Annotated in this window: 22 protein-coding genes; 10 read left to right on the top strand and 12 right to left on the bottom strand. The window is 71.2% G+C overall.

Features of this window, described 5'->3' with window-relative positions; all coding sequences use genetic code 11:
* The coding region (locus tag Aph01nite_RS35490; protein ID WP_204045443.1) for a HAMP domain-containing protein at positions 1-858 on the bottom strand (858 nt) is incomplete at its 3' end.
* Positions 859-953: 95 nt separating this feature from the next.
* Between Aph01nite_RS35490 and Aph01nite_RS35485 the strand changes: the two genes are divergently transcribed.
* Positions 954-2,474 carry a PP2C family protein-serine/threonine phosphatase gene (locus tag Aph01nite_RS35485; protein WP_239162225.1) on the top strand — a complete coding sequence of 507 codons (1,521 nt, stop codon included), beginning with the start codon at positions 954-956 and terminating at the stop codon, positions 2,472-2,474.
* Here Aph01nite_RS35485 and Aph01nite_RS35480 read toward each other — a convergent pair whose 3' ends face one another.
* On the bottom strand, positions 2,475-4,223 hold the full coding sequence (locus Aph01nite_RS35480) for a prolyl oligopeptidase family serine peptidase (RefSeq protein ID WP_204045442.1): 1,749 nt from the start codon (positions 4,221-4,223) through the stop codon (positions 2,475-2,477).
* 132 nt (positions 4,224-4,355) lie between these two features.
* A complete protein-coding gene (locus Aph01nite_RS35475) occupies positions 4,356-5,165 on the bottom strand; it encodes a putative RNA methyltransferase (RefSeq protein WP_204045441.1) in 810 nt (269 codons plus the stop codon).
* Between the two features lie 73 nt (positions 5,166-5,238).
* Here Aph01nite_RS35475 and Aph01nite_RS35470 point away from each other — a divergent pair, with 73 nt between their 5' ends.
* Positions 5,239-5,397, top strand: coding sequence for a hypothetical protein (locus Aph01nite_RS35470; RefSeq protein ID WP_204045440.1), 159 nt, complete (start codon positions 5,239-5,241; stop codon positions 5,395-5,397).
* A gap of 36 nt (positions 5,398-5,433) precedes the next feature.
* A complete protein-coding gene (locus tag Aph01nite_RS35465) occupies positions 5,434-6,183 on the top strand; it encodes an MBL fold metallo-hydrolase (RefSeq protein ID WP_204045439.1) in 750 nt (249 codons plus the stop codon).
* On the opposite strand, the gene Aph01nite_RS35460 is transcribed toward Aph01nite_RS35465, so the two are convergent.
* The gene (locus Aph01nite_RS35460; RefSeq protein WP_239162223.1) at positions 6,152-7,354 is read right to left on the bottom strand and encodes an MFS transporter; all 1,203 of its coding nucleotides are present in this window, start codon (positions 7,352-7,354) and stop codon (positions 6,152-6,154) included. The genes Aph01nite_RS35465 and Aph01nite_RS35460 overlap by 32 nt on opposite strands.
* A gap of 87 nt (positions 7,355-7,441) precedes the next feature.
* On the opposite strand from Aph01nite_RS35460, the gene Aph01nite_RS35455 reads away from it, so the two are divergent.
* On the top strand, positions 7,442-8,341 hold the full coding sequence (locus Aph01nite_RS35455; RefSeq protein WP_204045438.1) for a TolB family protein: 900 nt from the start codon (positions 7,442-7,444) through the stop codon (positions 8,339-8,341).
* Here Aph01nite_RS35455 and Aph01nite_RS35450 read toward each other — a convergent pair.
* On the bottom strand, positions 8,329-8,823 hold the full coding sequence (locus tag Aph01nite_RS35450) for an NUDIX domain-containing protein (RefSeq protein WP_204045437.1): 495 nt from the start codon (positions 8,821-8,823) through the stop codon (positions 8,329-8,331). The genes Aph01nite_RS35455 and Aph01nite_RS35450 overlap by 13 nt on opposite strands.
* Before the next feature lie 170 nt (positions 8,824-8,993).
* Here Aph01nite_RS35450 and Aph01nite_RS35445 point away from each other — a divergent pair, with 170 nt between their 5' ends.
* The gene (locus Aph01nite_RS35445) at positions 8,994-11,237 is read left to right on the top strand and encodes an MMPL family transporter (RefSeq protein WP_204045436.1); all 2,244 of its coding nucleotides are present in this window, start codon (positions 8,994-8,996) and stop codon (positions 11,235-11,237) included.
* Positions 11,238-11,286: 49 nt separating this feature from the next.
* Here Aph01nite_RS35445 and Aph01nite_RS35440 read toward each other — a convergent pair whose 3' ends face one another.
* A complete protein-coding gene (locus Aph01nite_RS35440; protein ID WP_204045435.1) occupies positions 11,287-12,966 on the bottom strand; it encodes a sensor histidine kinase in 1,680 nt (559 codons plus the stop codon).
* Here Aph01nite_RS35440 and Aph01nite_RS35435 point away from each other — a divergent pair.
* Positions 12,913-13,623, top strand: a complete 711-nt coding sequence (locus Aph01nite_RS35435; protein ID WP_204045434.1) for a hypothetical protein — start codon at positions 12,913-12,915, stop codon at positions 13,621-13,623. The two genes, Aph01nite_RS35440 and Aph01nite_RS35435, sit on opposite strands and share 54 nt — an antisense overlap.
* Positions 13,575-13,967: a nuclear transport factor 2 family protein gene (locus Aph01nite_RS35430; RefSeq protein WP_204045433.1), complete on the top strand. Its 393-nt coding sequence runs from the start codon at positions 13,575-13,577 to the stop codon at positions 13,965-13,967. The genes Aph01nite_RS35435 and Aph01nite_RS35430 overlap by 49 nt, the downstream gene beginning before the upstream one ends.
* On the opposite strand, the gene Aph01nite_RS35425 is transcribed toward Aph01nite_RS35430, so the two are convergent.
* Both Aph01nite_RS35425 and Aph01nite_RS35420 read right to left on the bottom strand, forming a co-directional pair.
* Positions 13,951-15,390 carry an NUDIX hydrolase gene (locus Aph01nite_RS35425; RefSeq protein WP_204045432.1) on the bottom strand — a complete coding sequence of 480 codons (1,440 nt, stop codon included), beginning with the start codon at positions 15,388-15,390 and terminating at the stop codon, positions 13,951-13,953. The genes Aph01nite_RS35430 and Aph01nite_RS35425 overlap by 17 nt on opposite strands.
* Positions 15,391-15,397: 7 nt before the next feature.
* The gene (locus Aph01nite_RS35420; RefSeq protein ID WP_204045431.1) at positions 15,398-16,258 is read right to left on the bottom strand and encodes an aldo/keto reductase; all 861 of its coding nucleotides are present in this window, start codon (positions 16,256-16,258) and stop codon (positions 15,398-15,400) included.
* 73 nt (positions 16,259-16,331) lie between these two features.
* Here Aph01nite_RS35420 and Aph01nite_RS35415 point away from each other — a divergent pair, with 73 nt between their 5' ends.
* Positions 16,332-19,604 carry an AfsR/SARP family transcriptional regulator gene (locus Aph01nite_RS35415; protein WP_204045430.1) on the top strand — a complete coding sequence of 1,091 codons (3,273 nt, stop codon included), beginning with the start codon at positions 16,332-16,334 and terminating at the stop codon, positions 19,602-19,604.
* On the opposite strand, the gene Aph01nite_RS35410 is transcribed toward Aph01nite_RS35415, so the two are convergent.
* Both Aph01nite_RS35410 and Aph01nite_RS35405 read right to left on the bottom strand, forming a co-directional pair.
* Complete coding sequence (locus tag Aph01nite_RS35410; protein WP_204045429.1) at positions 19,542-20,369, bottom strand: ABC transporter permease; 828 nt, start codon at positions 20,367-20,369, stop codon at positions 19,542-19,544. The two genes, Aph01nite_RS35415 and Aph01nite_RS35410, sit on opposite strands and share 63 nt — an antisense overlap.
* On the bottom strand, positions 20,366-21,313 hold the full coding sequence (locus tag Aph01nite_RS35405; protein ID WP_204045428.1) for an ATP-binding cassette domain-containing protein: 948 nt from the start codon (positions 21,311-21,313) through the stop codon (positions 20,366-20,368). The genes Aph01nite_RS35410 and Aph01nite_RS35405 overlap by 4 nt, the downstream gene beginning before the upstream one ends.
* Positions 21,314-21,414: 101 nt before the next feature.
* Between Aph01nite_RS35405 and Aph01nite_RS35400 the strand changes: the two genes are divergently transcribed.
* Complete coding sequence (locus Aph01nite_RS35400; protein WP_204045427.1) at positions 21,415-23,262, top strand: bifunctional copper resistance protein CopD/cytochrome c oxidase assembly protein; 1,848 nt, start codon at positions 21,415-21,417, stop codon at positions 23,260-23,262.
* Positions 23,263-23,641: 379 nt separating this feature from the next.
* Here the strand turns inward: Aph01nite_RS35400 and Aph01nite_RS35395 are convergent, their stop codons facing one another.
* Both Aph01nite_RS35395 and Aph01nite_RS35390 read right to left on the bottom strand, forming a co-directional pair.
* Positions 23,642-24,271, bottom strand: a complete 630-nt coding sequence (locus Aph01nite_RS35395; protein ID WP_204045426.1) for a copper resistance CopC family protein — start codon at positions 24,269-24,271, stop codon at positions 23,642-23,644.
* A 57-nt stretch (positions 24,272-24,328) separates the two neighbouring features.
* Complete coding sequence (locus Aph01nite_RS35390) at positions 24,329-24,898, bottom strand: hypothetical protein (RefSeq protein ID WP_204045425.1); 570 nt, start codon at positions 24,896-24,898, stop codon at positions 24,329-24,331.
* Between the two features lie 410 nt (positions 24,899-25,308).
* Between Aph01nite_RS35390 and Aph01nite_RS35385 the strand changes: the two genes are divergently transcribed.
* The gene (locus Aph01nite_RS35385; protein ID WP_204045424.1) at positions 25,309-26,091 is read left to right on the top strand and encodes a DUF899 domain-containing protein; all 783 of its coding nucleotides are present in this window, start codon (positions 25,309-25,311) and stop codon (positions 26,089-26,091) included.
* Positions 26,092-26,503 lie beyond the last annotated feature (412 nt).

Genomic DNA, 26,503 nt, shown 5'->3' with positions numbered 1-26,503 from the left:
ATTGTCCGTGAGGTCCTTCCAGACCCCCGACACGCCGCGCACCTGGGCCTGGCCGCCGAGCTGGCCTTCCGTGCCCACCTCGCGGGCCACGCGGGTGACCTCCTCGGCGAACGCCGAGAGCTGGTCCACCATCGTGTTCACGGTGTTCTTTAGCTCGAACATCTCGCCGACCGCGTCCACGGTGACCTTGCGGGACAGGTCGCCCCGGGCCACCGCGGTGGTCACCACGGCGATGTCGCGGACCTGCGCGGAGACCCGGCCCGACATGGTGTTCACGGCGTCGGTGAGGTCGCGCCAGGAGCCCGACATGCCGCGCAGGTTGGCCCGGCCGCCCAGCTTGCCCTCGGTGCCGACGTCCCGGGTGACCCGGGTCACCTCGGAGGTGAACAGGGCCAGCTGGTCGACCATGCCGTTGATGGCCTTGCCCAGTCGCCGTACCTCGCCGCGGGTGGTCCTGTCCAGGTCGATGCGGCGGTTGAGGTCGCCTTTGGCGACGGCGTCGATCACGTCGGCGGCGCCGGTGACCGGGGTGACGAGAGCGTCTATGAGGTCGTTCACCGACTCGACGCTCTCCGCCCAGGAGCCGACGCCGGGGCCGGGTGTGAGGCGCTCGCCGAAGCGGCCCTCCTTGACCACCTCGCGGCGGACGCGGGCCAGTTCGTTGGCCAGGTGCTCGCGCCGGTCGGCCACCTCGTTCAGCAGCAGCCGGATCTCGCTCAGGATCCCGGGTGGCGCGTGCGGCACCCGGCGCCGGAAGTCGCCGTCACGCCACACGGTCAGCGTGTCGAGCAGGGGCCGGAGATCGGACTCCGAGTATCGGCGTTCCGACTCATCCTTTTCGGCGATGGTGCGCGTCATAAGGCCTCCTCACAGGTCAGTCTGTCACGTTCCGTAGGAGTGGTGGCCCGGTTGTTTGACTCCGCGTCAGCCGGAAGTGTGGTAGGCACGAAGCGGTGACGACTACTCCACGAGCCGTCCTGGCCGCTTCTTTTGCGGCGGGAGACGCGGCCGTACCGGCGGTGAAGCGGTTCACGCACGAGGTGCTGACCGCGTGGGCGGCCATGCCCATGTTCGAGGACGCGGCGCGGGTCGCGGAGGCGCTCGTGGCGGCCGTCCCGTTCGGATCCTTCGAGGTGCGGTGGCTGCACCGGGGCGAGTCCATTCAAATCGAGGTAAAGGAAATCGGGCAGGAGCAGGCGTCGCCGATCGACGCGCCCGCCTGGGGGGTGACCTACGGCGGCACGGACCGGACCCGGTGGGCCAGGCTGGACCTGCCCGGCGGGGTCGGCTCCGAGGAGGCCACCGTCGAGCCGGGGGTCGGCCCCGGCTGGCTGGGCTTCCTGGCCGACGCCAGCGACCTGCTGGCCGGCACCCTCAACCCGGACATGGTGCCCGCGATCATCGCCCAGATCGTGGTGCCCCGGCTGGCCTCCTGGTGCGCCGTCTACACGGCCGAGCACCGCGGCGGGCCGCTCCACCTCGCCTACCTGTGGCACGCCGACGAGTCCCGCACCGACGCGCTCCGCGACGCTCTGGCCGACCTGGTGCTGCCCGACGGCGACGATCCGGCCGACCTGAGCGTGAACGGCTGGCAGGCGCACGCGTTCCCGCTGACCGCCCGCGGGCGGCGGCTCGGCGTCATGTGCCTCGGCCGGCCCGACCGGTTCCCCGACGAGACCATGCAGCTGGCCGAGGACCTCACCCGCCGCGCCGCCCTCGCCGTGGACAACGCCCGTCTGTACGCGCAGCAGGCCGCCGCCAACCTGGCCCTGCAACGCAGCCTGCTGCCGCCGGAGGAGCCCTCCGTGCCCGGCCTGGACTCGGCGGTCATCTACGAGCCGGCCGGCGAGACCAACGAGGTGGGCGGCGACTTCTACGACCTGTTCCCGGTCGCCGAGGGCATCTGGCGGTTCGCCATCGGCGACGTCTGCGGCACCGGCCCCGAGGCGGCGGCCGTCACCGGCCTGGCCCGCCACACCCTCCGCCTGCTCGCCCGCGAGGGGTACGGCGTCGCCGCCGTCGTCGGCCGCCTCAACCAGGCGATCCTCGAAGAAGGCGACCGCGCCCGCTTCCTGACCCTGCTGCACGGCGAGATCGTCGTGGCCCACGGCGGGCTGGACCTGCGGCTGGTGTCGGCCGGGCATCCGGAGGCGCTGCGGCTGCGGCCCAGCGGCGTGGTGGAGACGGTGGCCACCCCGCAGTCGCTGCTCGGGGTCTTCCCCGAGGTGCGGTTCGAGGCCGAGGAGGTCCGGCTGGGCCCCGGCGACGTGCTGCTGGGCGTCACCGACGGGGTCACAGAACGCCGCTCCGGGTCCCGGCTGCTGGACGACGACGGCGGGCTGGCCAAGCTGCTGGCCGAGTGCGTGGACCTGTCCGCGCGGGCGGTGGCCGAGCGGATCCGCCGCGCCGTAGAGGACTTCGCGCCGGAGCCGAGCGCGGACGACCTGGCCATCCTGGTCCTGCGCGCGCCCTGATCAGGGACGGGCCAGCACCCGGTTGGCGAAGTCGATCTGGGTGCGCATCTGCCTGATGCGCTCCTCGACCACCCGGGAGGCGTGGCCGGCGTCGTAGCGGTAGACGTCGTACTCGCTCTTGAGGGCGTCCAGGTAGTTCTCGATCTGGCGGATCGGGCAGCGCGGGTCGTTCTCGCCCGCCAGGACGAGCATCGGGGCCTCCACCATGGCCGCGTACGAGATGGGGGAGGAGCACTCGTACCGGTCGGGGAACTCGGCGGGGGAGCCGCCGATCAGGGCGCGGTGGTAGGCGCGCAGGCCCTCGGCCTCGTCCTCGTACGCGGCGGTGTGGTCGGCGATGGGCACGGCGGCGATGCCGGCGGTCCACGCCTTGGGCTGGGTGCCCAGGCCCAGCAGGGTCAGGAAGCCGCCCCACGAACTGCCGGCCAGCAGCAGGCGCTCCGGGTCGGCGATGCCCCGGTTGACCACCCAGTCGCGCACCGCGGACACGTCGGCCAACTCGATGTGGCCGATGTCGCCGTGCAGGGCGTCGCGCCAGGCGGAGCCGTACCCGGCCGAGCCGCGGTAGTTGATGCGGATGACCGCGAAGCCGTTGTCCACCCAGGCGGCCACGTGCGGCTGGAAGGAGTCGTCGTCCTGCGCGGACGGCCCGCCGTGCAGCAGGAACACCGTCGGGTACGGCGCCGGCGTGCCGATCGGCCGGGACACCAGCGCGTGGATGCGCCCGCCGGGGCCCTCCACGTCGAGGTCCTCCAGCGGCACCGAGGGCGGCGCGGTCGGGCCCGGGTTCATGACCACGTGCCCGTTGCTGGAGCGGATCACCGGCGCCTGGGCGGCGCTGGACCAGGAGTACTCCACGGTGCCGTCGGGGCGGGCGGCGGCCGCGTCGATCACGCCGTGCGGGGTGTCGATGTGGGTCATCGCGCCGCCGGCCAGGTCGTACTTGAGCAGTTCGGTGCGGCCGCGGTGGTTGTGCACGATGAGCAGGGAACGCCCGTCGTGGTACCAGTCGGCGGTGACCTCGCCCGGCACCGGCAGGTAGATCTCCCGCTGCTCGCCGGTGAGCGGGTCCCACACCAGCGGCTCGTGGCGGCCGCGGCGCTCGTGTAGCACCAGCAGGCGGCGGTCGCCCAGGACGGGCGCGAACCTGATGCCGGTCACGCCCTTGCCGGGCCCGTCGCGCAGGTCGCCGACGACGGTGCCGCCGGCTTTGAGCACGCGCAGGGCGGGGTGGCGGGAGTCGCCGTGCTCGCTGTGGTTGATCGCGATGAGCGAGCCGTCCAGGGAGATGCCGGCCACCGAGGCGAACTCGTCGTGCCGGTAGAGCAGCCGGGGCTCGTCGTTCTCGTGCACGAGGAGGATCTGGAAGCCCTTGCGGCAGGCGCGGCCGATGGCGGCGGTGCCGTTGGCGGCGAGCGCGAGGCCGCACGGGTAGCCGGGCGGGAGGTTCACCGGCTGGGCGGGACCGCCGCGGAAACGCTGCCGGATCCAGACGCCGTACTCGTCGCCGTCGGTGTCGGCGAACCACCAGATCCACTGGCCGGTCGGGTCCACGTCCCCGTGGGCGGTGCCGTTCGGGCGGTCGGTGACCTGCCGGGTGTGGCCGGTGGCCCGGTCCCAGGCGTAGATCTCCCAGGTTCCGGAGGTGTTGGAGCGGTAAACCGCGTGATGGGGGGCCTGTCGTGCCCAAACCGGCAGCGTGGTGCGTGGGGCGCGGAACCTGGCCTGCCAGCGTTCCTCGGCCTTCATCGGTGATTCCTCCCCGGGGTCCGCCGCTAAGTATGTCTCGTCGGTCTCCAGAACGGCCTGAGAATTAAGGATGTTAGGGGGGAATTTACGGCTAAAACTCCCTCCGGTCACTAGGGTCACAAGCGCGAGGTTTCACCACCGTGACCGCCATCCTGTGATCAGCACAGACACCCGCACACTGACCGGATCCGGAAGCGCCCCGATCGGCGTTTCCCGCTCATGCCACGCGCTCGGCCCCATGCCGACCACCTCCGCCACGGCTTTGTGCCCCAGCTCCACGTCGAATTCCACCCGATCCTGAACGGCTTGCGCGAACCCGTCGCCCAGACTCGCCGCCAACCGTCCTTCCTTGTCCTCATCGACCCGGAGCAAACCCAGCCGGTCGACCAGGGGCCACAGATGTTCGGGCCCGGGGGTCACCGTCACGAGCATGCCGTCCGGTTTGAGCACCCGCGCGAACTCGGCCGCGTTCCTGGGCGCGAACACGTTCAGCAACACGTCCACGACCTGGTCCCGGACCGGCAGCGGCTTCCAGACGTCGGCCACCACCGCGCCGATCCGGGGATGCGCCCGCGCGGCCCGCCGCAACGCGTGCTTCGAGATGTCCAGGGCCAGCCCGACGGCGGAGGATCCGAGGGCCCGGCCGAGATAGAACCCGGTGCCCGCGCCCGCGTCGGCGACGATCTCCGCGCCCGCGCTCAGCTCGGCCAGCCGGTCGGCGATGGGGTCGTAGTGGCCCGCGCCGAGAAAGTCGTCCCGGGCGGCGACCATCGCGGGGGTGTCGGCCGTACCCGGCTTGGAGGATCCCGTCAGAAGGTTGACATAGCCCTGTTTGGCCACGTCAAAGCTATGGCCATGCCTACAACTCAGGGATTCGGGCACCATCCTCAATGACTCCCGGCACACCGGACAGGCGAGCAGTTCCAATACGTCCACAAGCACGCGTTCAGTAAAACAGCAAGTCGACTGCAAGCCGCAGCGGGTGCAATAGACGCACACCGCAAAGGAGAAGGTAATGACCAGGAACCGTCGCTGTTGCCCGCAATGTCACACCGCGCTGGACGAGGGCCCGATCCTCTACCGCTGCGCCCGCTGCCAGCGCGCCGTCTACGCCGCCGACCTCGACTTCGACTACACCTCCGCGAACCGCACCGCGAACCGCACCGCCCGCTGACTTTTCCCGTTACAACCTCGTCGATATGGTGCGGTCATGCCGTACCAGCCGAGGGTCTTCGCGGGGGTCGAGGTGGTCGCGCTCTGCGACGCCGCCGGTCCGATGGGGGCCGCCATCAGCCGCCCGCTGCCCGAACTCTTTCCTGGTGGGACCTTCGCCGAGGGCGAGGAGTGGGTCCTGCACTTCCACTGCCACCTGCTGCGCGCGGCGGGCCGTACGGTCCTGGTGGACACCGGAATCGGTGGCCTGGACTCGCCCGCCTCCGGCTGGGCGCCGGTGCCGGGACAGCTGACCGCCGAACTGGCCGCCGTGGGCGTGACGCCCGGCGAGGTGGACGTGGTCATCCTGACCCATCTGCACAGCGACCATGTCAGCGGCGCCGTCGTGGACGGCGAACCGGCCTTCCCCAACGCCCGCTACGTCATCCAGCAGGCCGAGCTGGACTGGGCGGGCGGCGGGCTCATGCGCGACCGGGTGATCCGGCCGCTGAAGGACGCGCTGGAGGTCGTGCACCGCACCGCGGAACCGGCCCCCGGAGTCAAGGTCACGCTCGCGCCGGGGCACACGCCGGGCCACCAGATCGTCGAGGTGGGCGACCTGATCATCTCCGGCGACGCGCTGCTGCACGAGGCCCAGCTCGCCGACCCGGCGATCCCCTACCTGTACGACGACGACCAGGAACTGGCGGTGCGCACCAGGACCGCGCTCGTGGACCGGGCGATCGTGCTGGCCACCGGCCACTTCGCCGACCCGTTCACGCCGGTGCCTCGGCCAGCCGCGTCCTGATCCCGGTCCTGGTCCGGTAACGCAGCACCTGCCACGCGGCCAGGCCCCAGATCGGGTACTGCGCGGCCAGCGCCAGCCGGAAGTCGCCGTGCAGGTCCAGCCCGACGCCGATCAGCCCGAGCAGGGTCACCGTGACCAGGAACCCGCCGCCGTTGACGATTCCGGCGGCGACGCCGATGCGCTCGGCGGGGTTGAACGTGCGGGCGTAGTCGAAGCCGATCACGGACCCGGGGCCGTTGGCGGCCAGCACCACCATGTGCGCGATCAGCACCCAGGCCGGCGCGGGGCCCGGCCAGAGCAGCACGACCGTCCAGGAGACGGCGGTGCTGCCGACGATCAGCAGGACCATGCGGGAGCGGTGGGTCGGGAACCGCCCGGCCACCCACCCGAACAGCGGGTTGTACGCGAGCGACAGCACCGTGAGCGCCGTGATCAGCCCACCGGCCGCCTGCGGGCCGAGCCCCTGGTCGGTGACCAGGAACGGATACCCCCACAGCAGCAGGAACGCCGCGCCCGAGGACTGCGTCGCCGCGTGCGTCCACATCCCGAGGCGCGTCCCCGGCTCCGCCCACGCGGCCCGTACGCCCCGGGGCTCACGGCCGGGATCCGGACGGCCTTCGCGTAACGCCACGAGCACGACGACCAGGGCGAGCGCGCTCAGGCCGGCCGCGCCGAGGAAGGTGGGCGTCCAGCCGTACCGGTGCAGGGCGGTGATCAGCGGGACGGCGGCGGCGATGCCGCCGAGGGCGCCGAGCAGGCCGGTGACCTGGACCATCAGCGGGTTGCGGTGCGCCGGGAAGTAGAGGTTGATCATGCGGATGACGCTGATGAAGGTCATCGCGTCGCCGCAGCCGACTAACACCCGCGCGGCGATGGCGCCCGCCGGTCCCGTGGACACGGCGAACAGGAGCTGTCCCGACGCCATGATCAGGGCTCCGGTGAGCAGCATGCGCTTGGAGCCGAAGCGGTCCACCAGGATGCCGACCGGGATCTGCATGGCCGCGTAGACGAGCAACTGGAGCATGCCCAGCACGGACAGCCCGGCCGCTCCGAGACCGAAGCGTTCGGCCGCGTCCAGGCCGCTCACGCCGAGGGTCTGCCGCTGGAAGACGGCCGCCGCATAGGCGAGGACACCGATCAGCCAGAAGATCAGCGTCCTCCGTCGCCCCATACCGACAAGGTTAGCTTTTCTGCTTTTTCAGGCACGAAAGGGGTGGCCGGTTGGCGGCGCCGGCGGGTATCCACCAGGATCTGGAGGATGAGAATCCGGATCCTGGCCGTCGCGGCGCTGCTGTCCCCTCTGGCCCTCCCGGTGGCCGCGGCCGACGCCGCCACCGAGGCCGCCACCGAGGCTTCCACCGCGCCGGTCTCCGGAGCCGTCTTCTACCGCTTCACCACCAAGGCCGACATCTACCGCTACCTGGGCGGCAAGTTCACCAAGACCAGCGTCGGCGGCCTCGGGCAGTTCTCCGCCTCACCCGACGGCAGGAAGGTCGCCTGGGTCGACCAGGACAGCCGGCTGCACGTGACCGAGGGCAGGAGCGACAAGGTCGTCGCCAAGAACGCGATCTTCGGCGCGCCCTGCGCCACCCCCGTCTGGTCGGCCGACTCCAAGCGCCTGGCCTACCCGATGACCGGCACCGAGGCCACCGCGCCCATCAGCGTGGTCAACGCCGACGGCACCGGCCTCAAGAAGGTCGGCCGCACGTACGGCGTCTGCCACCTGGCCTGGTCGGCCAACGGCCGCTACCTGGCCGGCTACACGGGCACCACCGAAGGCGTGCACCTGCTGGACGTGACCACCGGCAAGACCCGCAAGGCCGCCGGGATCAAGCTGGCCAACCACGTGCAGAGCCTCTCGCCCGACGGGCGCAAGGTGATCATCCGCGCGATCAAGCCGTCCGACCCCGGCGGCGACGGCGCCTGGCCGACCTGGTTCCGCCCGACCGTGGTGGACACGGTGACCGGCGCGAAGCTCACCATCCCCGTCAGGGGCACCCTGATCGGCGCGATCTACCTGAGCGACGGCCGCCTGGCGGTCCGGGTCAAGGGCGCCACCCGCAACACGGTCGTGGTGCTCAGCAAGACCCTCAAGCCGGTCCAGCGTTTCGCCGAACCGGCTAGCGTGCGCGCCATGGGCCTGCTTCAGCTGCTCTGAGCCGCCGGGAACGCCTCCGGCCCGCAGGACAGGTAGGTGCAGACGGAGTCCCGCCGCGCCCGCTGACTGGCGACGAACCGGTCCAGCAGGTGCGGCGGCAGCAACCCGGCCGCCTCCTCCGCCGTGAAGAACCCGTACGCGTCCAGTTCGTCCTCCTGGAGCACGATGCCGTCCCCGTCGGGGAGGGTCCCGCAGTCGAACATGAAGTGCACCAGCGCGTACGGCCGGTCGCTCAGCTCGGGCACCCAGTGCACGGTGAGCAGCCGCCCGACCGGCAGCTCCAGGCCGAGCTCCTCCCGGATCTCGCGGGCGCACCCGGCCTCGGGGGCCTCGCCGTCGTCCACGTGTCCGCCGGGCCACCCCCAATGGTCCCGGTAATTGGGTTTGACCAGCAGGACGCGGTCGGCGGGATCGGTGATGAACGCCCCGGAAGCGGGGATCACCCGATACAGCCCGGCGTAGAACTCGTCAGCGGGGATCACGCAGTAGAGCGTAGCCGGGGGTATCCCCCACCCCGGTACTCGGGTTTTCCCCTAGACCTTCTGGACGAGAGCCGTACCTCCCAGGCAGTACCTCGGATTTGGCTTTCGCGGCGGATGTCCGGCGATTGATGGATTCCTACGGTTTAAAGAAATCGTAAAGGGGATCGCACATGAGAATTCGCAGGAACCTGGCCGCCAGGGTCGGGGGCTGGAGTGCCCGCCACCGCTGGTGGGCGCTGCTTATCTGGGTGGGCTTCGTGGCCGCCGCCACTTTCGCGGGCAGCGCCGTCGAGACAGCGGAAATGAAAAGCTACGAGAGCGCCAACGGGGATTCCCGGGCCGCTGAACAGATCTTGGACGGCGCGAACTACAAGGACGTGGCGAGCGAGGTCGTGTTCGTCCGGAGCGACACGCTCGTGGTGGACGACGCCGGGTTCCGGACGGCCGTGGAGGCGGTCACCGCGGCCGTGAACGGCACCGGCCAGGTGGAGAACCTGCGCACGCCGTACGACGCGGAGCCCTCGCCGGTGAGTCAGGACCGGCGCGCCGCGCTCGTGCAGTTCGACATGAAGGGCGCGGGGGAGGACGCCGACGAGCGGGTGCAGCCGGTGCTGGACGCGGTGGCCAAGGTGGCCGCGGCGCATCCGGACCTGCGGATCGAGCAGGCCGGCGGGGCCAGCGCGGACAAGCTGATCGGCGAGGCCATCGACCAGGACTTCGTCCGGGCCGAGCAGCTGTCGCTGCCCATCACGCTCGGCATCCTGCTGGCCGCGTTCGGCGCGCTGCTGGCCGCCCTGATCCCGGTCGCGCTGGCCATGACGGCGATCTTCTCCGCCACCGGCCTGCTCGCGCTGACCAGCCAGCTGCTCCACGTGGACAGCGCCACCTCCAACGTGATGCTGCTGATCGGCCTGGCCGTCGGGGTGGACTACTCGCTCTTCTACATCATGCGGGAGCGTGAGGAGCGGGCGAAGGGCCGGGACAAGCGCCGGGCCATCGAGATCGCGGCGGCCACCTCGGGGCGGGCCGTGCTGGTCTCCGGCATCACGGTCATCGTGGCCATGGCGGGCATGTTCCTCACCGGCAACGGCGTCTTCATGGGCTTCGCCGAAGGCACGATCCTGGTCGTGCTGACCGCGGTGGTCGGCTCGCTGACCGTGCTGCCCGCGCTGCTCTCGCTGATCGGCGACAAGATCGACGCGAGGGTCGTCCACGGCACCGTCCGGGTCGCGACGCGGGGGCGCGTGACATGGCGGCGCATTCTGGGCGTACGCGGCGGCGAGAGCCGGTTCTGGCACGCGGTGCTGCGCCCGGTGCTGCGGCACCCGGTGATCTCGATCGTGGTCTCGGGCGGGCTGCTGATCGCGCTGGCGATCCCCGCGCTCGGTCTCAAGCCCGGCCCGACCACGATCGACGACCTGCAGGGCGACTACGCCATCGCCGAGACCTTCAAGGCGATCGACAAGGCGTTCCCCGGCGGCAACGAGCCGGCCGTCGTCGTGCTCAAGGCCGCCGACGTGACCTCACCCGAGGTGACGGCCTCGATCGAGCGGTTCAAGGAGGCCGCCTTCGCCACCGGCGAGGCCAACGAACCCTTCAGCGTCCTGGTCAACCCCGACAGGACGGTCGCCCGCATCGATATCGCGATCAAGGGCAGCGGCACCGACGAGGTCTCCGAGCAGGCGATCCTCACCCTGCGCGAGAAGGTCATCCCGGCCACCATCCCCGGCGCCCACGTCACCGGCAGCACGGCGGGCTCGATGGACTTCAACGACCAGATGGTCAGAACCCTCCCGCTGGTCTTCGGCTTCGTGCTCCTGCTCGCCTTCCTGCTGCTGCTGATGTCCTTCCGCTCCCTGGTGGTCGCGGTCAAGGCCATCCTGCTCAACCTGCTCTCCGTCGCGGCCGCCTACGGCGTGCTCGTCCTGGTCTTCCAGGACGGGTACGGCGAGAGCCTCCTCGGCTTCCAGTCCACCGGCACCATCACCGACTGGCTCCCGTTGTTCCTGTTCGTGGTCCTGTTCGGCCTCTCGATGGACTACCACGTGTTCATCCTGAGCCGCATCCGGGAGGCGTACGACAAGGGCATGCGCACCGAGGACGCGGTCACGCACGGCATCACCAGCACCGCGGGCGTGGTCACCAGCGCGGCGCTGATCATGGTCGCCGTGTTCGCGGTCTTCGCCACCCTGTCGCTGCTGTCCTTCATGCAGATGGGCGTCGGCCTGGCCGTGGCCATCCTGCTGGACGCCACCATCGTCCGGGCGGTCCTGCTGCCCGCCACGATGAAACTGCTCGGCGACTGGAACTGGTACCTGCCGCGCTGGCTCGGCTGGCTGCCGGCCCTCTCGCACGGCGACGACGACGGTGACGACGAGGTCGCTCCAGCGCAGCGAGAGCCCGCGCTCGTCTGACCCCTGAACTCGGTACGGCCCGCGCGCCACGCGGGCCGTACCGGCGTGTTCAGGCTTCGACGGGGGCCGGGCGCTCGATCAGCTCCTCCGGGATGACCACGAGCGCGGTGGTGCCGCCGTACGGGGACGGGCGCAGGGTCACGGTGATGTCGTTGCGGTGGGCCAGGCGGCCGACCACGAACAGGCCCAGGCGGTCGCTGTTGGCCAGGTCGAACTCCATCGGCCCGGCCAGCCGCTCGTTCATGGCGGCGAACTCGGCGGCGTTCATGCCCAGCCCCCGGTCCTCGACCTCCACGATCACCCCGCCGCGCCCCGGCTCCGCCCGCACGTACACCTTCGTGTACGGCGGGGAGAAGATCGTGGCGTTCTCCAGCAGCTCCGCGACCAGGTGGGTGACGTCGGCGACCGCCGCGCCCGACAGCGAGACCGAGGGCATCGGCAGCACGTTCACCCGGCCGTAGTCCTCCACCTCGGCGAGCGCGCCGCGGACCACGTCCAGGATCGGCACCGGCTTGCGCCAGCCCCGGCCGGGGACCGCGTCGGAGAGGATGATCAGGTTCTCCGCGTGGCGGCGCATGCGGGTGGTGAGGTGGTCCAGGCGGAACAGGTCCTCCAGGGCCTCCGGGTCCTCCTCGCGGCGCTCCATCGTGTCCAGCTGGGTGAGCTGCTTGTGCAGCAGCGACTGGCTGCGCCTGGCCAGGTTGAGGAAGACCAGGCCGACGCCTTTGCGGAGCCGTACCTGGCCGGCGGCGGCCTCGATGGCGGTGCTCTGCACCGAGTTGAGGGCCTGGCCGACGTGCTCGATCTCCAGGATGGCGTCCGGCATGGCCGGGACCTCGCCGGGCTCCTCGACCGCCTGGCCCTGCTGGAGCTGGTCGACCGCGCGCGGCAGGCGTACGTGGGCGAGGTTGAGGGCGGCGGTGCGGAGCTGGGTGAGCTCGCGGGTCAGGCGGCGGGTGAAGCGGATGGAGATGACCACGGTCATCACGATCGCCACCAGCCCGAGGCCGCCGGCGAGGCCGACCCGCAGGAGCACGCCGATGGCGGCCGGAGTGACCCGGGCCACCAGCCGGTCCACCGAGGCGACCTGGTTGCGTTCGACCTCGGTCCAGTAGAGGTCCACGACGACCTGGGCGTCGGGCGGCGAGGTGCCCTTGGCGATCTTGTCCTCCAGGGCCAGGAAGTTGGCCTGGGCCTGGGTCGGCGCGTACGGCGCGGCCAGTTCGGCGTCGAGTTCGGACAGGGCCTTGCCGTACTGGAAGCGGCGGGTGGCGGCGGCGTCGTTGAAGGCGGCACGGGAGGCCGGGTCGAGGCCGCCGACGATGAGGGCGCGCTGGCGGGCCAGCAGCTCCTTGGCCTGGCCGAGCGAGGTGACCGCGCGGGCCTGCCGGTAGATGGCGGTGTCGGGGACCAGGATCATGGCGTCGTACATGCGGAACGTGACGTCCACGATGGTGCTGTACGCCTCGACCACCCGCAGCCGGGGGTCGCCCTGGTCGGCTCCGGCGCGGATCTCGCGCAGGCCGTCCAGTTTGGCGAAGACGTCGTCCACGAGGGTGCGCAGCTTGGGATCGACCTCGATCCCGGACGCCAGGTCGCGGAAGGTCTTGACGGCGGCGTCGGTCTCGGCGCGCTGCTTGTCCAGCGGGCTGCCGGCGACCGTCAGCAGGCGTTCGTGCTGGAGTTCGATCACCACCTGCTCGGACGGGTTGGCGATGGCGTTGACCAAGGAATTGATCTGAAGAAGCCGCGTTCCGTCCACGCCGGTGAGCCCGGCGGCAAAGGCCCAAAGGCCGATCAGCGCGACCAGCGGAGGAACTACCAGGATCACAACCTGGAACCGGATGGGTCGAGTACGCATACCGTCCCTGACAGTTTGTGGTGGAATGCACCCCCAGAGATCATCGCTGAGGCTACACCCATTGGAGCGCTCGTGCCCCGATCATCTTCGGGATGGACCATCGCAGTTTTCGGATTTCTCGCATTCGCCCTCGGCATCGTGGGCCTTCTTTCCCCGTCAACCCTGCTCGGCATGCTGGGCTTCGAGGCAGTGGAGCAGCGTGCTCCCGGCGACTACACGCTCGTGTACATGGCCGCTTCATCAATGGCCGCCATCAACATGGGCATTTACTACCTTTTCGCCGCAGCTTCTGAATTTCGTTCGTTCTACCTGTGGACGGTCCCCTTCCGCCTTCTCACCTGTACGGTTTTCACCTATCTGGTGATCACCGAAGCCGCCCCGGCGGAGTTCCTCGGCGTCGGCCTCTGGGAAGGGGCGGGCGCGCTGATCACCGGCGCGGCGCTCTGGATCGACGCCCGCCGTGGTGTCATAACCCGATGGATCCCCGAGAGGCAGCCCGCCGTTTCGCCCGTACCTGGGAAATAGGCTGGGCCACCCACGACCAGGCCCTGCTCGCCACCCTGTACGCCGAGGGCTGCGTGCACCGATCGATGCCGTTCCGCCCGGTCCACCAGGGCAAGACCGAACTGACCGACTACCTGGCCTGGTCCTTCGCCACCGAGGAGATCGTCCGGGTGCGGTTCGGCGAACCCCTGGTGGACGGGCGTACGGCGGTGGTGGAGTTCCTCGTCCACGCCGCCGAGGACGGGCAGCCGGTCACGCTGGCGGGCTGCGCCTTCGTCACCTTCGACGAGGAGGGCCTGGTGAGCGAGTCACGGGATTACTGGCACACGGCCGAAGGCCACGTGGAGCTCACCAGCCCGCGATGAGTTCCCGGTCGCGGGCGGGCATGCGCAGGTCCTTCGGGAGGCTCTCCGGCGGGGGAGTCACCGCGAAGACGAACCGCCGGCCGGTGACGCCGGCCGGGCTCACGTAGTCGGCGGCGCCCGCGTAGACGGGTGGTCCCGGGTGCAGGCGGGCGACCGCCTGCGCCAGGGTCTCGCCGGGGCGCACGACCGTGGAGGGCAACCGGTCGCTCTCCGCGTCCGAGATCACCAGCATGCCGCCGCCGGACGCCGCGAGGACGGCCACGGTGAGCTCCTCGCATTTCGACCGCGCCGCCTCGGCCCGGAGCTCGTCGAGGCCGGGCCGCTCCCAGCCATGGAGTGAGAAGAACCCTGCCGGGCTCGCACCCCGGGCAGCGGCACCGGAAGGGCGGTGAACGTGGCTTCCCGCGCCGCCATGGCGGCCGGGTTCGGCATGGCCGTGCGCGCCGGAAGGGCGGTGAACGTGGGTTCCCGCGTCTCCGGCCGGCCGATGGTCGGCTTGACCGTCGCCGACCTCGGCCGATCCGTCGCTCGCCGGCGGGTTCGCTGTCCCGGCGGGTTCGCTGTTGGCCGGTGGGTTCGTTGTCCCGGCTGACCCGCAGTAGGCCCGGAGACCGGCGACGACAGCCGGGAGGGTGTTGGCCGGGAGCTCCGACACCGGAAACCACGCGATTTTTTCGCATTTGTCGGGTTCGGCGTTGACGGGGGTTCCGGACCAGGACCTGGCCACGAGGAAGAAGCCGATCCGGCCCGCGCAGCCCGGATTGCGGTGGTGCATGACATGCCCGACGTCCAGTCCGCCCACCTCGACGCCGAGTTCCTCCCTGGCCTCCCGCGCGCCCGCGTCCAGCACCGACTCGCCCTCGTCCAGATGCCCGGACGGCATCGCCACCCACTCGCCGTCCGCGTAACCCGTGCCGCGGCGCAGCCCGAGCAGCACCCGGTCCCCGTCGAACAGCAGCACGTGCACGTCCACCACCGGCCGGTACCGCCGCCGCGCGTCCACCAGCGACGGCAGCACGGCCGCGTTCCGCACGACGAACTCGCGCAGCTCCTCCGGCATGAGGTTCACCCGGCCGACGTCCGCCGGGCGGACGCGCTGGATCTCGTGCGTACCGGCGTCCGGGTCGTGGAACTCCGGCCCGGTGCGCCGGGACAGATCCAGCTCGACCAGGCGGCACACATAGATCGTGCTCCGGTAGCCGGGTTCCACCAGCGAGAACACCGGCACCGCGGGCCCGGCGGTCGCGCCCAGCTCCTCCTGGAGCTCCCGCCGGAGGGCCGCCTCCGGCGAGGCGTCCCCCGGCTCGATCCCACCCCCCGGAGTGATCCAGTACGGCTCCCGCCCCGGACGTCGCCGCCGGAACAGGACGAGGTCCTCGCCGTCGAACAGCAGGGCGCGGACGCTGTGCCGTACTGGATCCATACGGGGATTATCCGCTCAGCCGGGCCAGTTCCTCCGGGGTGAGCTCCAGGTCGAGCGCGCCCAGCGAGTCCTGGATGGTGGCCGGGTGGCTGGAGCCGGGGATGGGGATCACGATCGGGCTGCGGGCCAGCATCCAGGCCAGGCAGACCCGCTGCGGCGACACCCCGTGCGCCTCCGCGATCTCGCCGAAGGCGGCGTGCGCGCTGCCCAGCTGCCGGGCCGAGCTCATCCCGCCCAGCGGCGACCACGGCAGGAACGCCAGGTTCAGCTCCTCGCACACGTCGATCTCCGGCTCGCTGCTGCGGAACCGGGGCGAGTACTCGTTCTGCACGCTCACCAGGCCGGGCCCGAGGATCTCGGCCGCCTCCCTGATCTGCGCCGGATTGGCGTTGGAGATGCCGGCCGCCCGGATCTTCCCGGCGTCCAGGAGCTCCTTCAGCGCGCCGATGCTCTCCGCGTACGGCACCGAGGGGTCGGGCCGGTGGTGCTGGTAGAGCGCGATGCTGTCCACGCCGAGCGCCTTGAGCGAGCGCTCGCAGGCCTCCCGCAGGTAGTCGAGGCTGCCGTTCAGGCCCCAGCCGCCGCCGGCCGTACGGGTGTGGCCGCCCTTGGTCGCCACCAGCACGTCGCCGGTGTCGCCGCCCCAGGAGGACAGCGCCTTCGCGATGATCCGCTCGTTGTGCCCGACCTCGCGGTGCGAGGGCGTGTACGCGTCCGCGGTGTCGATCAGCGTCACACCCGCGTCCAGCGCCGCGTGCACGGTCCTGATGGACTGGGCCTCGTCCGGCATGTGGCCCAGCACCGACATGGGCATCGCGCCGAGACCGATGGCGCTGACGGGCACCGTACCGATGTTTCGGGTTCTCATGCGCTCCACCTTGCCAACTGGAGTGGGCTCCAGGTCAAACCGCCCTGCCGGACCGCGTGGCAGAGTGGCTGGTATGCGGGTGAGCATCCTCGGGCCGCTCGAAGTGGTCGCCGGGGGCGAGGTGACGACCATCGGCGGGGCCAGACTGCGGGCCCTGCTCGTCCGGCTGGCCCTGGACGCGGGCCGGGTCGTGACCCTGGACCAGCTCGCGCACGCCCTGTGGGGGGACGCGGCGCCCGCCGACCGGGCCAACGCGCTCCAGTCGCTGGTGTCCCGGCTGCGGCGGGCCCTGCCCGCGGCGGAGCCGCTGCGCTCCGCGCCGGGCGGCTACCGGCTGGACGTGCCCAAGGACGACGTCGACCTGCACCGGTTCGAACGGCTGGCCGCGGAGGGGCGGCGCGGCCTGGCCGAGGGAGATCCGGCGACGGCCCTGGCTCTCCTCGACGATGCGCTCGGGCTGTGGCGCGGGCGTCCCCTGGCGGATCTCGCCGAGGCGCCTTTCGCCGACGCGGCGATCAGCCGCCTGGACGAGGCGTGGCTGTCGGCCACCGAAGACCGCATCGAAGCCTGCCTGGCGCTCGGCTCCTCCGCTGAACCCGCGCTCGGCTCGACGGCCGGGTCCTCCTGGGCGGCCGGACCAGCGCCCGGCTCGCCGGCCGGAATCGCCGGGTTGGCCGGGGTTGCCGGGTTGACGCCGAGTTCTCCGGTAGGGCTGGCCGCCGAAGTGGCCGAACTGGCCGCGGAACATCCGTTGCGGGAGCGGCTGCGCGGGTTGCTCATGCGCGCGCTCTGCGCGGAAGGCCGGCAGGCGGAGGCGCTCGCGGGCTACGAGGAGTTCCGGCGGCGGCTGGCCGACGAGCTGGGTGTCGATCCCGGCCCGGCCCTCCAGCAGACCTACCTGACCGTGCTCCGCGGCCCCGCCACGCCCGTACGGCGTTCGCGTGGCAACCTCCGCACCCCGCTCACCAGCTTCGTCGGCCGGGACGACGAGATCGCCTGGATCGGCGCCCGGCTCCGCCGGGACCGGCTGGTCACGCTCGTCGGCCCAGGCGGCGCGGGCAAGACGAGGCTGGCCGTCACCGTCGCCGCCGGGCTGCCGCAGGCCACCTGGCTGGTCGAACTCGCCCCCGTGACCGACCCGGCCGACGTGCTCCAGGCCGTGCTGGGCACGCTCGGCCCGGCCTTCAACGGCGACCCCGGCTCGATGGCCCGCCTGGTCGAGACGCTCTCCGGGGCCGAGACCCTGCTGCTGCTCGACAACTGCGAGCACCTGGTGGACGCGGTGGCCCGGCTGGCCGACGAACTGCTCGGCCAGTGCCCGCGCCTGCGCGTGCTGGCCACCAGCCGGGAGCCCCTGGGCATCGTCGGCGAGACGCTGTACCCGGTCCCGCCCCTGCGCCTGCCGGACGCGGACGAGCTGGGTCCGGCCGTACGGCTGTTCGCGGACCGGGCCGCCGCCGTCTCGCCGGGCTTCGCGCTCACCGCCGCCAACACCGGCCACGTGATCGAGATCTGCCGCCGCCTGGACGGGCTGCCGCTGGCCATCGAACTCGCCGCGGCCCGGCTGCGCTCGCTCACCGTCGAGCAGGTGGCCTCCCGGCTGGACGACCGGTTCCGGCTGCTGACCGGCGGAAGCCGTACGGCGATGGCGCGGCACCAGACGTTGCGGGCGGTCGTGGCCTGGAGCTGGGACCTGCTCACCGGCGGGGAGCGGCGGCTGGTCGAACGGCTGGCCGTCTTCCCCGCCGGGTTCACCCCGGCCGCGGCCGAACCCCTGGGCGGCACGCTCGACCTGCTCGCCGCCCTGGTCGACAAGTCGCTGCTCCAGCTCGTCGAAGGCCCGGAGGGCCCCCGCTACCGCATGCTGGAGACCATCCGGGAGTACGCGCTGGAGCGCCTGGCCGAATCCGGCGACCTGGCCGAGACCCGGGCCGCGCACGCCGCGTACTTCCTGGAGCTGGCCGAGACCGCGGAGCCGTACCTGCGCGGGCGGGACCAGATGAGCTGGATCGCGGTCCTGGACGTGGAGCACGCCAACCTGCTCGCCGCCCTGCACCACGCGGCCGACCGCGGCGACGCCGACACGGCGGTCCGGCTCGGCGCGGCCCTCAGCCAGTTCTGGATGATCCGCGGCCGCCGCAGCGAGGCCGCGGGCTGGCTGCGCCTGGCCCTGGACGTGCCCGGCGAGTCCCCCGCCACGGCCCGGCAGATCGCCACCGCGCTCTATCTGATCAACAGCGCGGTCAACGCCAACTTCGCCAAGCTGGCCAGAACCATCGAGGAACTGCGCGAGATCGCCCTGTCCGACCTGGACGTGGACAATCCGATGCTCGCGCTGATGGAACCGGCGCTCGCGCTGTTCACCGACGACGCGGCGCGCGGCCTGGAGGTCATCGCCGAACGGCTCGGCCACCCCGACCCCTGGGTCAGGGCCACCCTGCACATGCTGCGCGCCTTCATCCGCGAGAACGACGGGGACCGGGCGGGCATGCATCTCGACCTGACCGTGGCCGTCAGCGGCTACCGCGAGATCGGGGAACGGTGGGGCCTCGCGCACGCGCTCACCTCACTGGCCGACATCCTGCTCGTGTCGGGCGACTTCGACGGCGCGGTCGAAGCCCTGGAGGAGTCCATCGCCCTGATCCGGGAGATCAGCCCCGACGACGACGCCGGGCACCAGCGCATCTGGCTGGCCACGGTCCGGGCCCAGAAGGGCGACGTGGACCGGGCGCGCGCCGAACTGCAGGAGATGGCCGTCTGGGACGACGGCGACTGGACGGTACGCAACGTCGTCTTCGCCCGCCTCGGCCTGGGCGACCTGTCCCGCTGGCTCGGCGACCTCGACGAAGCCGCCCTCCAGTACGGCCTCGCCGTCGCCGAGGTCACCGCCATCAAGGACACCCAGCTGCTCGCCCCCCAGTTCCGGGCGCTGGTCCTGACCTCCCGGGCCTTCCTGGCGCTGGAGGCCGGCGACACGGAGACGGCGGCCGACTTCGTCGACCAGGCGGCCGGGCTGACCCTGCTGGCCAAGGACATGCCGGTGCTGGCCAAGGTGGGGGTCGCGGCGGCGGCCGTACAGGCGGAACGGGGGGACCCCGTCCGGGGCGCGGTCACGATGGGGGCCACCGAGCAGCTGCGCGGCGCCCCCGACCGGTTCAACGCCGAGGTCGTACGGGTGAGCGGACGCCTGGCCACGATCCTCGGCGAGACCGCGTACGCCCGGGCGTACGGGACGGGGGCCGCTCTCACCCGGCCCGACGCCATCGCGCAGGTCCGCGACGCCTCACGTCCTGCGACGGTAGGCGCGTACGGCGAGGGGCGCGAAAACGGCCAGCACCAGCACTGAGAACCCCAGGCTCCAGGCGATGTGCGTGCCCGCGGAGCCGCCCACCATCAGCGCCCGGGACGCCTCCATCGCGTGCGACACCGGGTTGACCTCCACCCAGGTCTGCAGCCAGCCCGGCAGCGTCTCCTTGGGCGTGATCATGCTCGTGCCGAAGGTCAGTGGGAACAGCACCAGGAACGCGATGCCCTGCACGCCGCCCGGCTCCCGTACGAGCATGCCCACCAGCACGAAGATCCAGCTCAGGCAGAACGCGAAGACGATCGTCAGGACGCAGGCCAGCAGCGCGGACAGGAAGCCGGTCTGGACGCGGAAGCCCAGCACGAACCCGGTCGTCAGCAGCGAGACGGTGGCCACCACGTACCGGATCAGGTCGCCCAGGACCGAGCCGATGAGCGGAGCGGACCGGCCGATCGGCAGGCTGCGGAACCGGTCGAACACGCCCTTGCCGATGTCGGTGTTGAGGTTGACGCCGGTGGCCATGCCGCCGAACAGCACCGTCTGCACCAGGATGGCCGGCAGCAGGAACTGCACGTAGTCCTGGGTGGAACCCGAGACGGCGCCGCCCAGCAGGTAGACGTACACCAGGGTGAAGATGATCGGCTGGAGGGTCACGTCGAGCAGCTGCTCGGGGGTGCGCAGCGTCTTGATCAGGCTTCGGCGGCCGAGGGCCAGGCTGTGGCGGATCAGGCCGAACGGGCGTTCCTGCGGCCGGGAGACCACCGGACGGGTGGGGGGAGCGGTGGCTGTCGTCGTGGTTGTGGTCATGCTGCTTCCTCGGTGGTGTGGCGGCCGGTCAGGGTGAAGAAGACCTCGTCCAGGCTGGGCAGGCGGAGCGAGAGCTCGGTCACGGCGATGCCCGCGTCGGCCAGCCGGCGGACGATCTCGGTGAAGGCGGCGTCCCCGGACACGGGCACGGCCACCACACCCCTGGTCGGCGAGTCGGCGGGGCGGCCCGCGACGGCCGCGAGCACGGCGGCGGCGTCGTCGAGCCGGGCCGGGTCGGCCGGTCTGGCCAGCACGGTCTGACCGCCGACCACCCGCTTCAGCTCGGCCGGGCTCCCGTTGGCGATCACCTTGCCGTGGTCGATGACCGAGATGTCGTCGGCGAGGGCGTCCGCCTCCTCCAGGTACTGCGTGGTGAGCAGCACGGTCACGCCGTCCCCCACCAGGGACCGGATGATCGTCCAGACGTCGTCCCGTTTGACCGGGTCCAGGCCGGTCGTCGGCTCGTCCAGGTAGATGACGTCGGGGCGGCCGACCAGGCTGGCGGCCAGGTCCAGCCGGCGGCGCATGCCGCCCGAATACGTCTTGGCCGGGCGGTCGGCGGCCTCCGCCAGGCCGAAATCGTTCAGGAGCTCCTTCGCGCGGGCGCGGGCGTCCGTACGGCGCAGGTCGAGCAGCTGGCCGATCAGGACCAGGTTCTCGGTGCCGGTCAGGTCCTCGTCCACGGAGGCGTACTGGCCGGTGAGGCCGATCAGGCGGCGGACCTTGCCGGCTTGCCGTACCACGTCGAGCCCGCCGACCGTGGCCCGCCCGGCGTCCGGTCGCAGCAGGGTCGCCAGGATGCGCACCGCCGTCGTCTTCCCGGCGCCGTTCGGGCCGAGCACGCCCAGCACGCTGCCCTGGCGGCCGGCCAGGTCGATGCCGTCCAGCGCGGTCGTCTTTCCAAAACGTTTCACGAGGCCTTCCGCCTCGAACGCGAATGTCATGCTCCCAGCCTGGCCAGCGGCGCTGTCACCGCCCGCACAGATACCTGACATTCCTCCCTCTCGCCCCGGAGGTGCCGGAACCGACATACTGAGGAACCGTTATGACGACGGGATCTGAAACCACCTCCCGGTTACGCGGGGGAACGCTGGCCTTCGCCGGCGCGCTCGCGGCGCTGGCCGTGCTCCTGCTGGCCCTCTGGTTCGGGGGCGGCACGCCCACCCCGTCCATCGAGGGACTGCCTTCGCCGGGGCCGCTGACCCGCTGGGGGTTGCCGATCGTCAGGCTCGTCCACGACGTGTGCGCGGTCGCCACCGTCGGCATCCTGGTCGCCTCGTTGATCGCCGCGCAGGACGCCAAGGCGCGGGTGGCCTTGGCCCAGGCCGCCGGGCGGTGGGCGGTCGTCTGGACGTTCAGCGCCTCACTGACCGCGCTGCTCACCCTGTCGGACTTCCTCGGGCTGCCGCTCGGCGAGGCCGTCGAGTCGGGCGTGCTGCCGACGTTCCTGTTCAACATCCCGCAGGGCCAGGCGTTCCTCATCGTGACGGTGCTGGCGCTGGTCGTCTCCGTCGGCGTACTGCTGCCGCTCGGCCCGTGGGGCAGGGCCGCGCTGCTCGTCATCGCGATCGTGGCCGTGCTGCCGCCCGCCTACGCGGGCCACTCCGCCTCGGCCGCCGACCACAACCTGGCCGTCTCCAGCCTGATGCTGCACATCGGGGCCGCCGCGGTCTGGGTGGGCGGGCTGCTGGCGCTCGTCCTGCTGCTGCGCGACAACGACGACCTGGTCACCACCGTGCGGCGCTTCAGCGTGCTGGCCCTGTGCTGCTACGTCGCCGTCGGCTTCTCCGGCACGATCAACGCCTGGGTACGCCTCGGCGGCCTCGAACCCCTCTTCACCACCCGCTACGGCTGGCTCATCCTCGCCAAGATCGCCGCCCTCGCGGTGCTGGGGTGGTTCGGGTGGCGGCACCGGAGCAACACGATCGCGGCCATGGAGTCCGGGGACGCGCGGGCGCCCTTCCTGCGGCTGGCCAGCGGGGAGATCGTGGTCATGCTCGCCACCGTGGGCCTGGCCGTCGGCCTGTCCCGGACCGCGCCGCCGCCGGCCGAGGTCGAGCTGACCACCGACAACACGGCGCTCGGCTACGTGCTCGCCCCGTTCTCTCCGGGCGGGCTGCTGACCGAGATCCGGCCTGACCCGATCCTGCTGCTGATCGTGGTGGGGCTCGCCGCCGCGTACCTGGTCGGCGTGCGCCGCCTCGCCCGGAGTGGCGGGTCCTGGCCCGTCGCCCGTACCGCGGCCTGGCTGGGCGGCCTGCTGGTCCTCCTGTACGCGCTGACCGGTGGCCTGGCCGCCTACGGCCCCGCGATCTTCTCCGTCCACGCCGTGCAGTACGGCCTGCTGAGCACCCTCGGGCCCGCTCTCCTGGTGTTCGGTGCCCCGCTGACCCTCTACCAGGAGATCAACCCGGCCGGACGGGACAGGATCGACAGCCCGATCGGGCGTGCCCTCTCCCACCCGTGGCTGGCTCTCGGCCTCTACGCGGTCCCGCTGCTGCTGCTCTACCTGACGCCGTTCTTCGACCTCGCCCAGTCCAGCCTGGCCGTCCGGCTGATTCTGCAGGTGGTCATGGTCGCGACCGGGTTCGTCTTCTTCGCCACGGCCATCGGGGAGGACCCGCTGCCGCGCCCGATCGTGGCCATCGTACGGACCCGGATCCTCGCCCTCGCTCTCGTGATCAACGCGCTGATCACGTTGGGGCTGCTGACCGGTGGGGTCCGGGGCGCCGACTGGTACGTCTGGCTCGACCTGGTCTGGGCGCCCAACCGGGACGGCGACCAGCAGCTGGGGGCGATGCTCGCCCTGGCCTTCCCGGCCCTGACGATCATCACCCTCATGCTGCTCCTGATGACCCGCTGGCGCACCGTCCGGCAACTGTCCAGCCGTTGACCGATCCGGCTTATCGATCCCGCCTGATCCCGTTGATCAGCCCGGCTGGTCATTCCGGTGGATCGAGACTGCCTGATCTCGATCGGCCGATCGAAACCGGCCGGTCGATGCGGCGGATCTAGGGTTTGTCGATGGGGACCGGCTGATCTCGGTCGGCTGATTGAAACCGGCCGGTCGATGCGGCGGATCTAGGGTTTGCTGATCGAGACCGCCTGATCTCGGTCGGCTGATCGAAACCGGCCGGTCGATGCGGCGGATCAAGGGTTTGCTGATCGAGACCGCCTGATCTCGATCAGCTGATCGAAACCGGCCGATCGATGCGGCGGATCAAGGGTTTGTTGATCGAGATTGGCGGACCGGGGTTGGTTGAGCGAGGCGGTCAGGCTTCGTTGTTCTTGCGGCCGGTGCTGAGCCAGACGACGACGCCCACGGCGACCAGGATGCCGCCCGCGACCCACAGCCAGCCGGGGACTCCGTCGCCCTCGGTGGTCTCCTCCTCGCCGCCCGCCTCCGAGAAGGAGGTGACCGGCGTCGGCGCGACCGGCGAGCTGACGGCCGCCGCCGCGCTCGGCGTACTGGATGCTTCGGTCGCTTCAGTCGCTTCAGTCGCTTCGGTCGCTTCCGGCGTGGGGGTGGGGGTCGGGGTCGGGGCCTTGACGGTGAAGGGGATCTCGCCCTCGATGGGGTGACCGTCCGCCGACACGACCCGCCAGGCGATCGTGTACTTGCCCGAGACCAGCGGCTCGGGGACCTTGACGGTGACCTTGGTCCCGTCCAGCTTGGGCTTGGCGAGGTTGATCTTCTCTTCGTCCAGCATCAGGACGACGGCGGGGAAGCGCACCTTGGACGTGAAGTCCAGCGTGATCGTCTCCAGGCTGGACACCTTGGCGTTCTTCGCCGGGTCGCTGCTCTTGAGGCGGTCGTGGGCGAGGGCCGGCGCGGCCGGCAGGGCGAGGAACAGCCCGCAGGCGAGCGTGGCCGCCACGGAATTACGGATGAATCGCGGCATGGAAGCCAACGTGAACTCCAGAGATGAAAGCCCGGACTCCGGGCACAACGGGATGACCTACGACGGGATGACCGATGTCGTGCATCCCAGCGCCGGCGGCCCCCGCCTGGCGATTCCTCCCGCGACGTCACAGGTCCGCCCGGCCGCCGGTTCATCGAAGGCCGTCACCGTCCACAGCGGCGTCACCACCTTGACCGGCGCACCCGCCGGCAACCACCGGGGCACCGGAATCGACGCCCCCCAGATGCGCAGCATCAACCAGAGCGCGCTCTCTCCCCGATACAGCCACCACCCGGTCAGCAACCCCACGACCAGATGAACCATCCCCATCCCCACATTCAGATGAAGATGCTCGCTCACCCGCTCAACCCCGGGCGCGGCCCAGCTGAACAACAGATGCAACAACCCCTGCACCCCAGCCGTCACCCCGACGACCGCCCGCGCCCCCAACTCCCGCCCCCCGACGAGATAGGCGACGCCCAGCGTCCCCAGCATCGCGGCCCCGGCCACCCCCGGCCCGATCGCCCCGCCCCCGGCGAAGGCATGACCGCCCGCGGTGACGCCCACACACACCACCGCGAAACACACCGCCCGCACCGCCCGCAGCACGGGATCCCCGCAAGCCACCCCACCATCCTTCCAGCGCCCCCACCCGAATGAGAACCCATCCCCACTCACCCGCCTCCACGAGAACAAGCCCGAACCTTCGAAGGCTCCTTTCGGAAGGTCCTCAAGTCGGCTCCGCGAGGGCAGGGGCGTACCTTCGAAGGCTCCTTTCGGAAGGTCCTCAAGTCGGCTCCGCGAGGGCAGGGGCGAACCTCCGAAGGGCTCCTTTCGGAAGGTCCTCAAGCCGGCTCCACGAGGGCAAGCGCGTACCTTCGAAGGGTCCTCGCGGAAGCCTCAAGCTGTCCTCTTTCGCCGTCATCCGGTGTCGTCAAAGTCGGCGGCCATTTCTCGATGAGTTCCCGTCGGTTCGCGAGTCTGTTCTAATAACCGTCGTACGATGCTGCCCGGCATGAGACCCAGCGGAGGACACCATGACGACCACGCCGGATGACACGACCAGCGCGCTGACCGGCCGACCGCCCGTGGTGGACATGGCCACCTGGCAGGCCGCCCGTGACGAGCTGCTGGTCCGAGAGAAAGCCCATACCCGCCAGGGCGACGCCCTCGCCGCGGCCCGCCGCCGGCTGCCGATGGTCGAGTTCGACGGGAAGGTCGAGGTCGTCGGACCCGACGGCCCGGTCCCGTTCCTGGACCTGTTCCAGGGCCGCGACGAACTCCTGGTCTACAAGCACATGTGGTACGACGGCGCTCCGCACCAGGGCCAGTGCGAGGGCTGCACCACCGCGGCCTGGCACCTGAAGGACGCCGTCTACCTCAACGCCCGCGGAGTCTCGCTAGCCATCGTGACCACGGGCCGCTGGGACGAGGTCGCCTCCTTCGTCGAGTTCATGGGCTACACCCAGCCCTGGTACTCGGTGCGCGACGTGCCCGCGCCGGTCGGCGGCGACATGGGTTACCTCACCTGCTTCCTGCGCGACGGCGACCGCACGTTCCTCACCTACTCCACGACAGGCCGCGGCAACGAGCCCGCCAACGGCTCCTTCGCCCTGCTCGACATGACCCCCTACGGCCGCGGCGAGTCCTGGCAGGACAACCCCGAAGGCTGGCCGGAGGGCCTCGGCCCCTGCTGGTACTGGCGCGCGGACGCCGACGGCAACCCCACCTGGGGCCCGACCAGCCGCCCCATGCCCCAATGGACCCGCCCCACCGCCACCTCCGTCGAAACCCTCGGCCGCCACGACCACCACCACTGACCCGCCTCCGCCGACGGCCCCGGCAAAGCCGTAGCGTGACCGCCGGGCGCCCCCTGCCAGCCCTCCAATCTTCGAGCTCCGAACAGAATGACCCGGGGCACCGGCCTCTCGCCGTTATCCGGCGCCGTTAACGCAGGTGACGCTGCTCGCCGCACCGGCGCCAAGCGTGCTCGGCTTCATTCGGTTAGGGGTTCTTCCCCAGAGATCCGTCGGTCCTGCCCGTGCAGCCCCGCTGTCGGCCGGGGCCACCATGAACGACGGCGAAGGAGATCCCTGAAATCCCTCCCGAAGGAGATCCTCCGGAACGAACCGGCCACCTTTCGGTGCCGGGGGCGGTGAGAAGCGTCGCCTGCGTAGAGGGCGCCGGATAGCGGCGAGGACCCGGCGTCTGGTCCATGAGAAGTGTCGTCTG

Origin of the sequence: Acrocarpospora phusangensis (genome assembly GCF_016862995.1) — a bacterium.
GTDB classification, from domain to species: domain Bacteria; phylum Actinomycetota; class Actinomycetes; order Streptosporangiales; family Streptosporangiaceae; genus Acrocarpospora; species Acrocarpospora phusangensis.
This window is presented reverse-complemented; position numbering and strand designations above follow the sequence as displayed.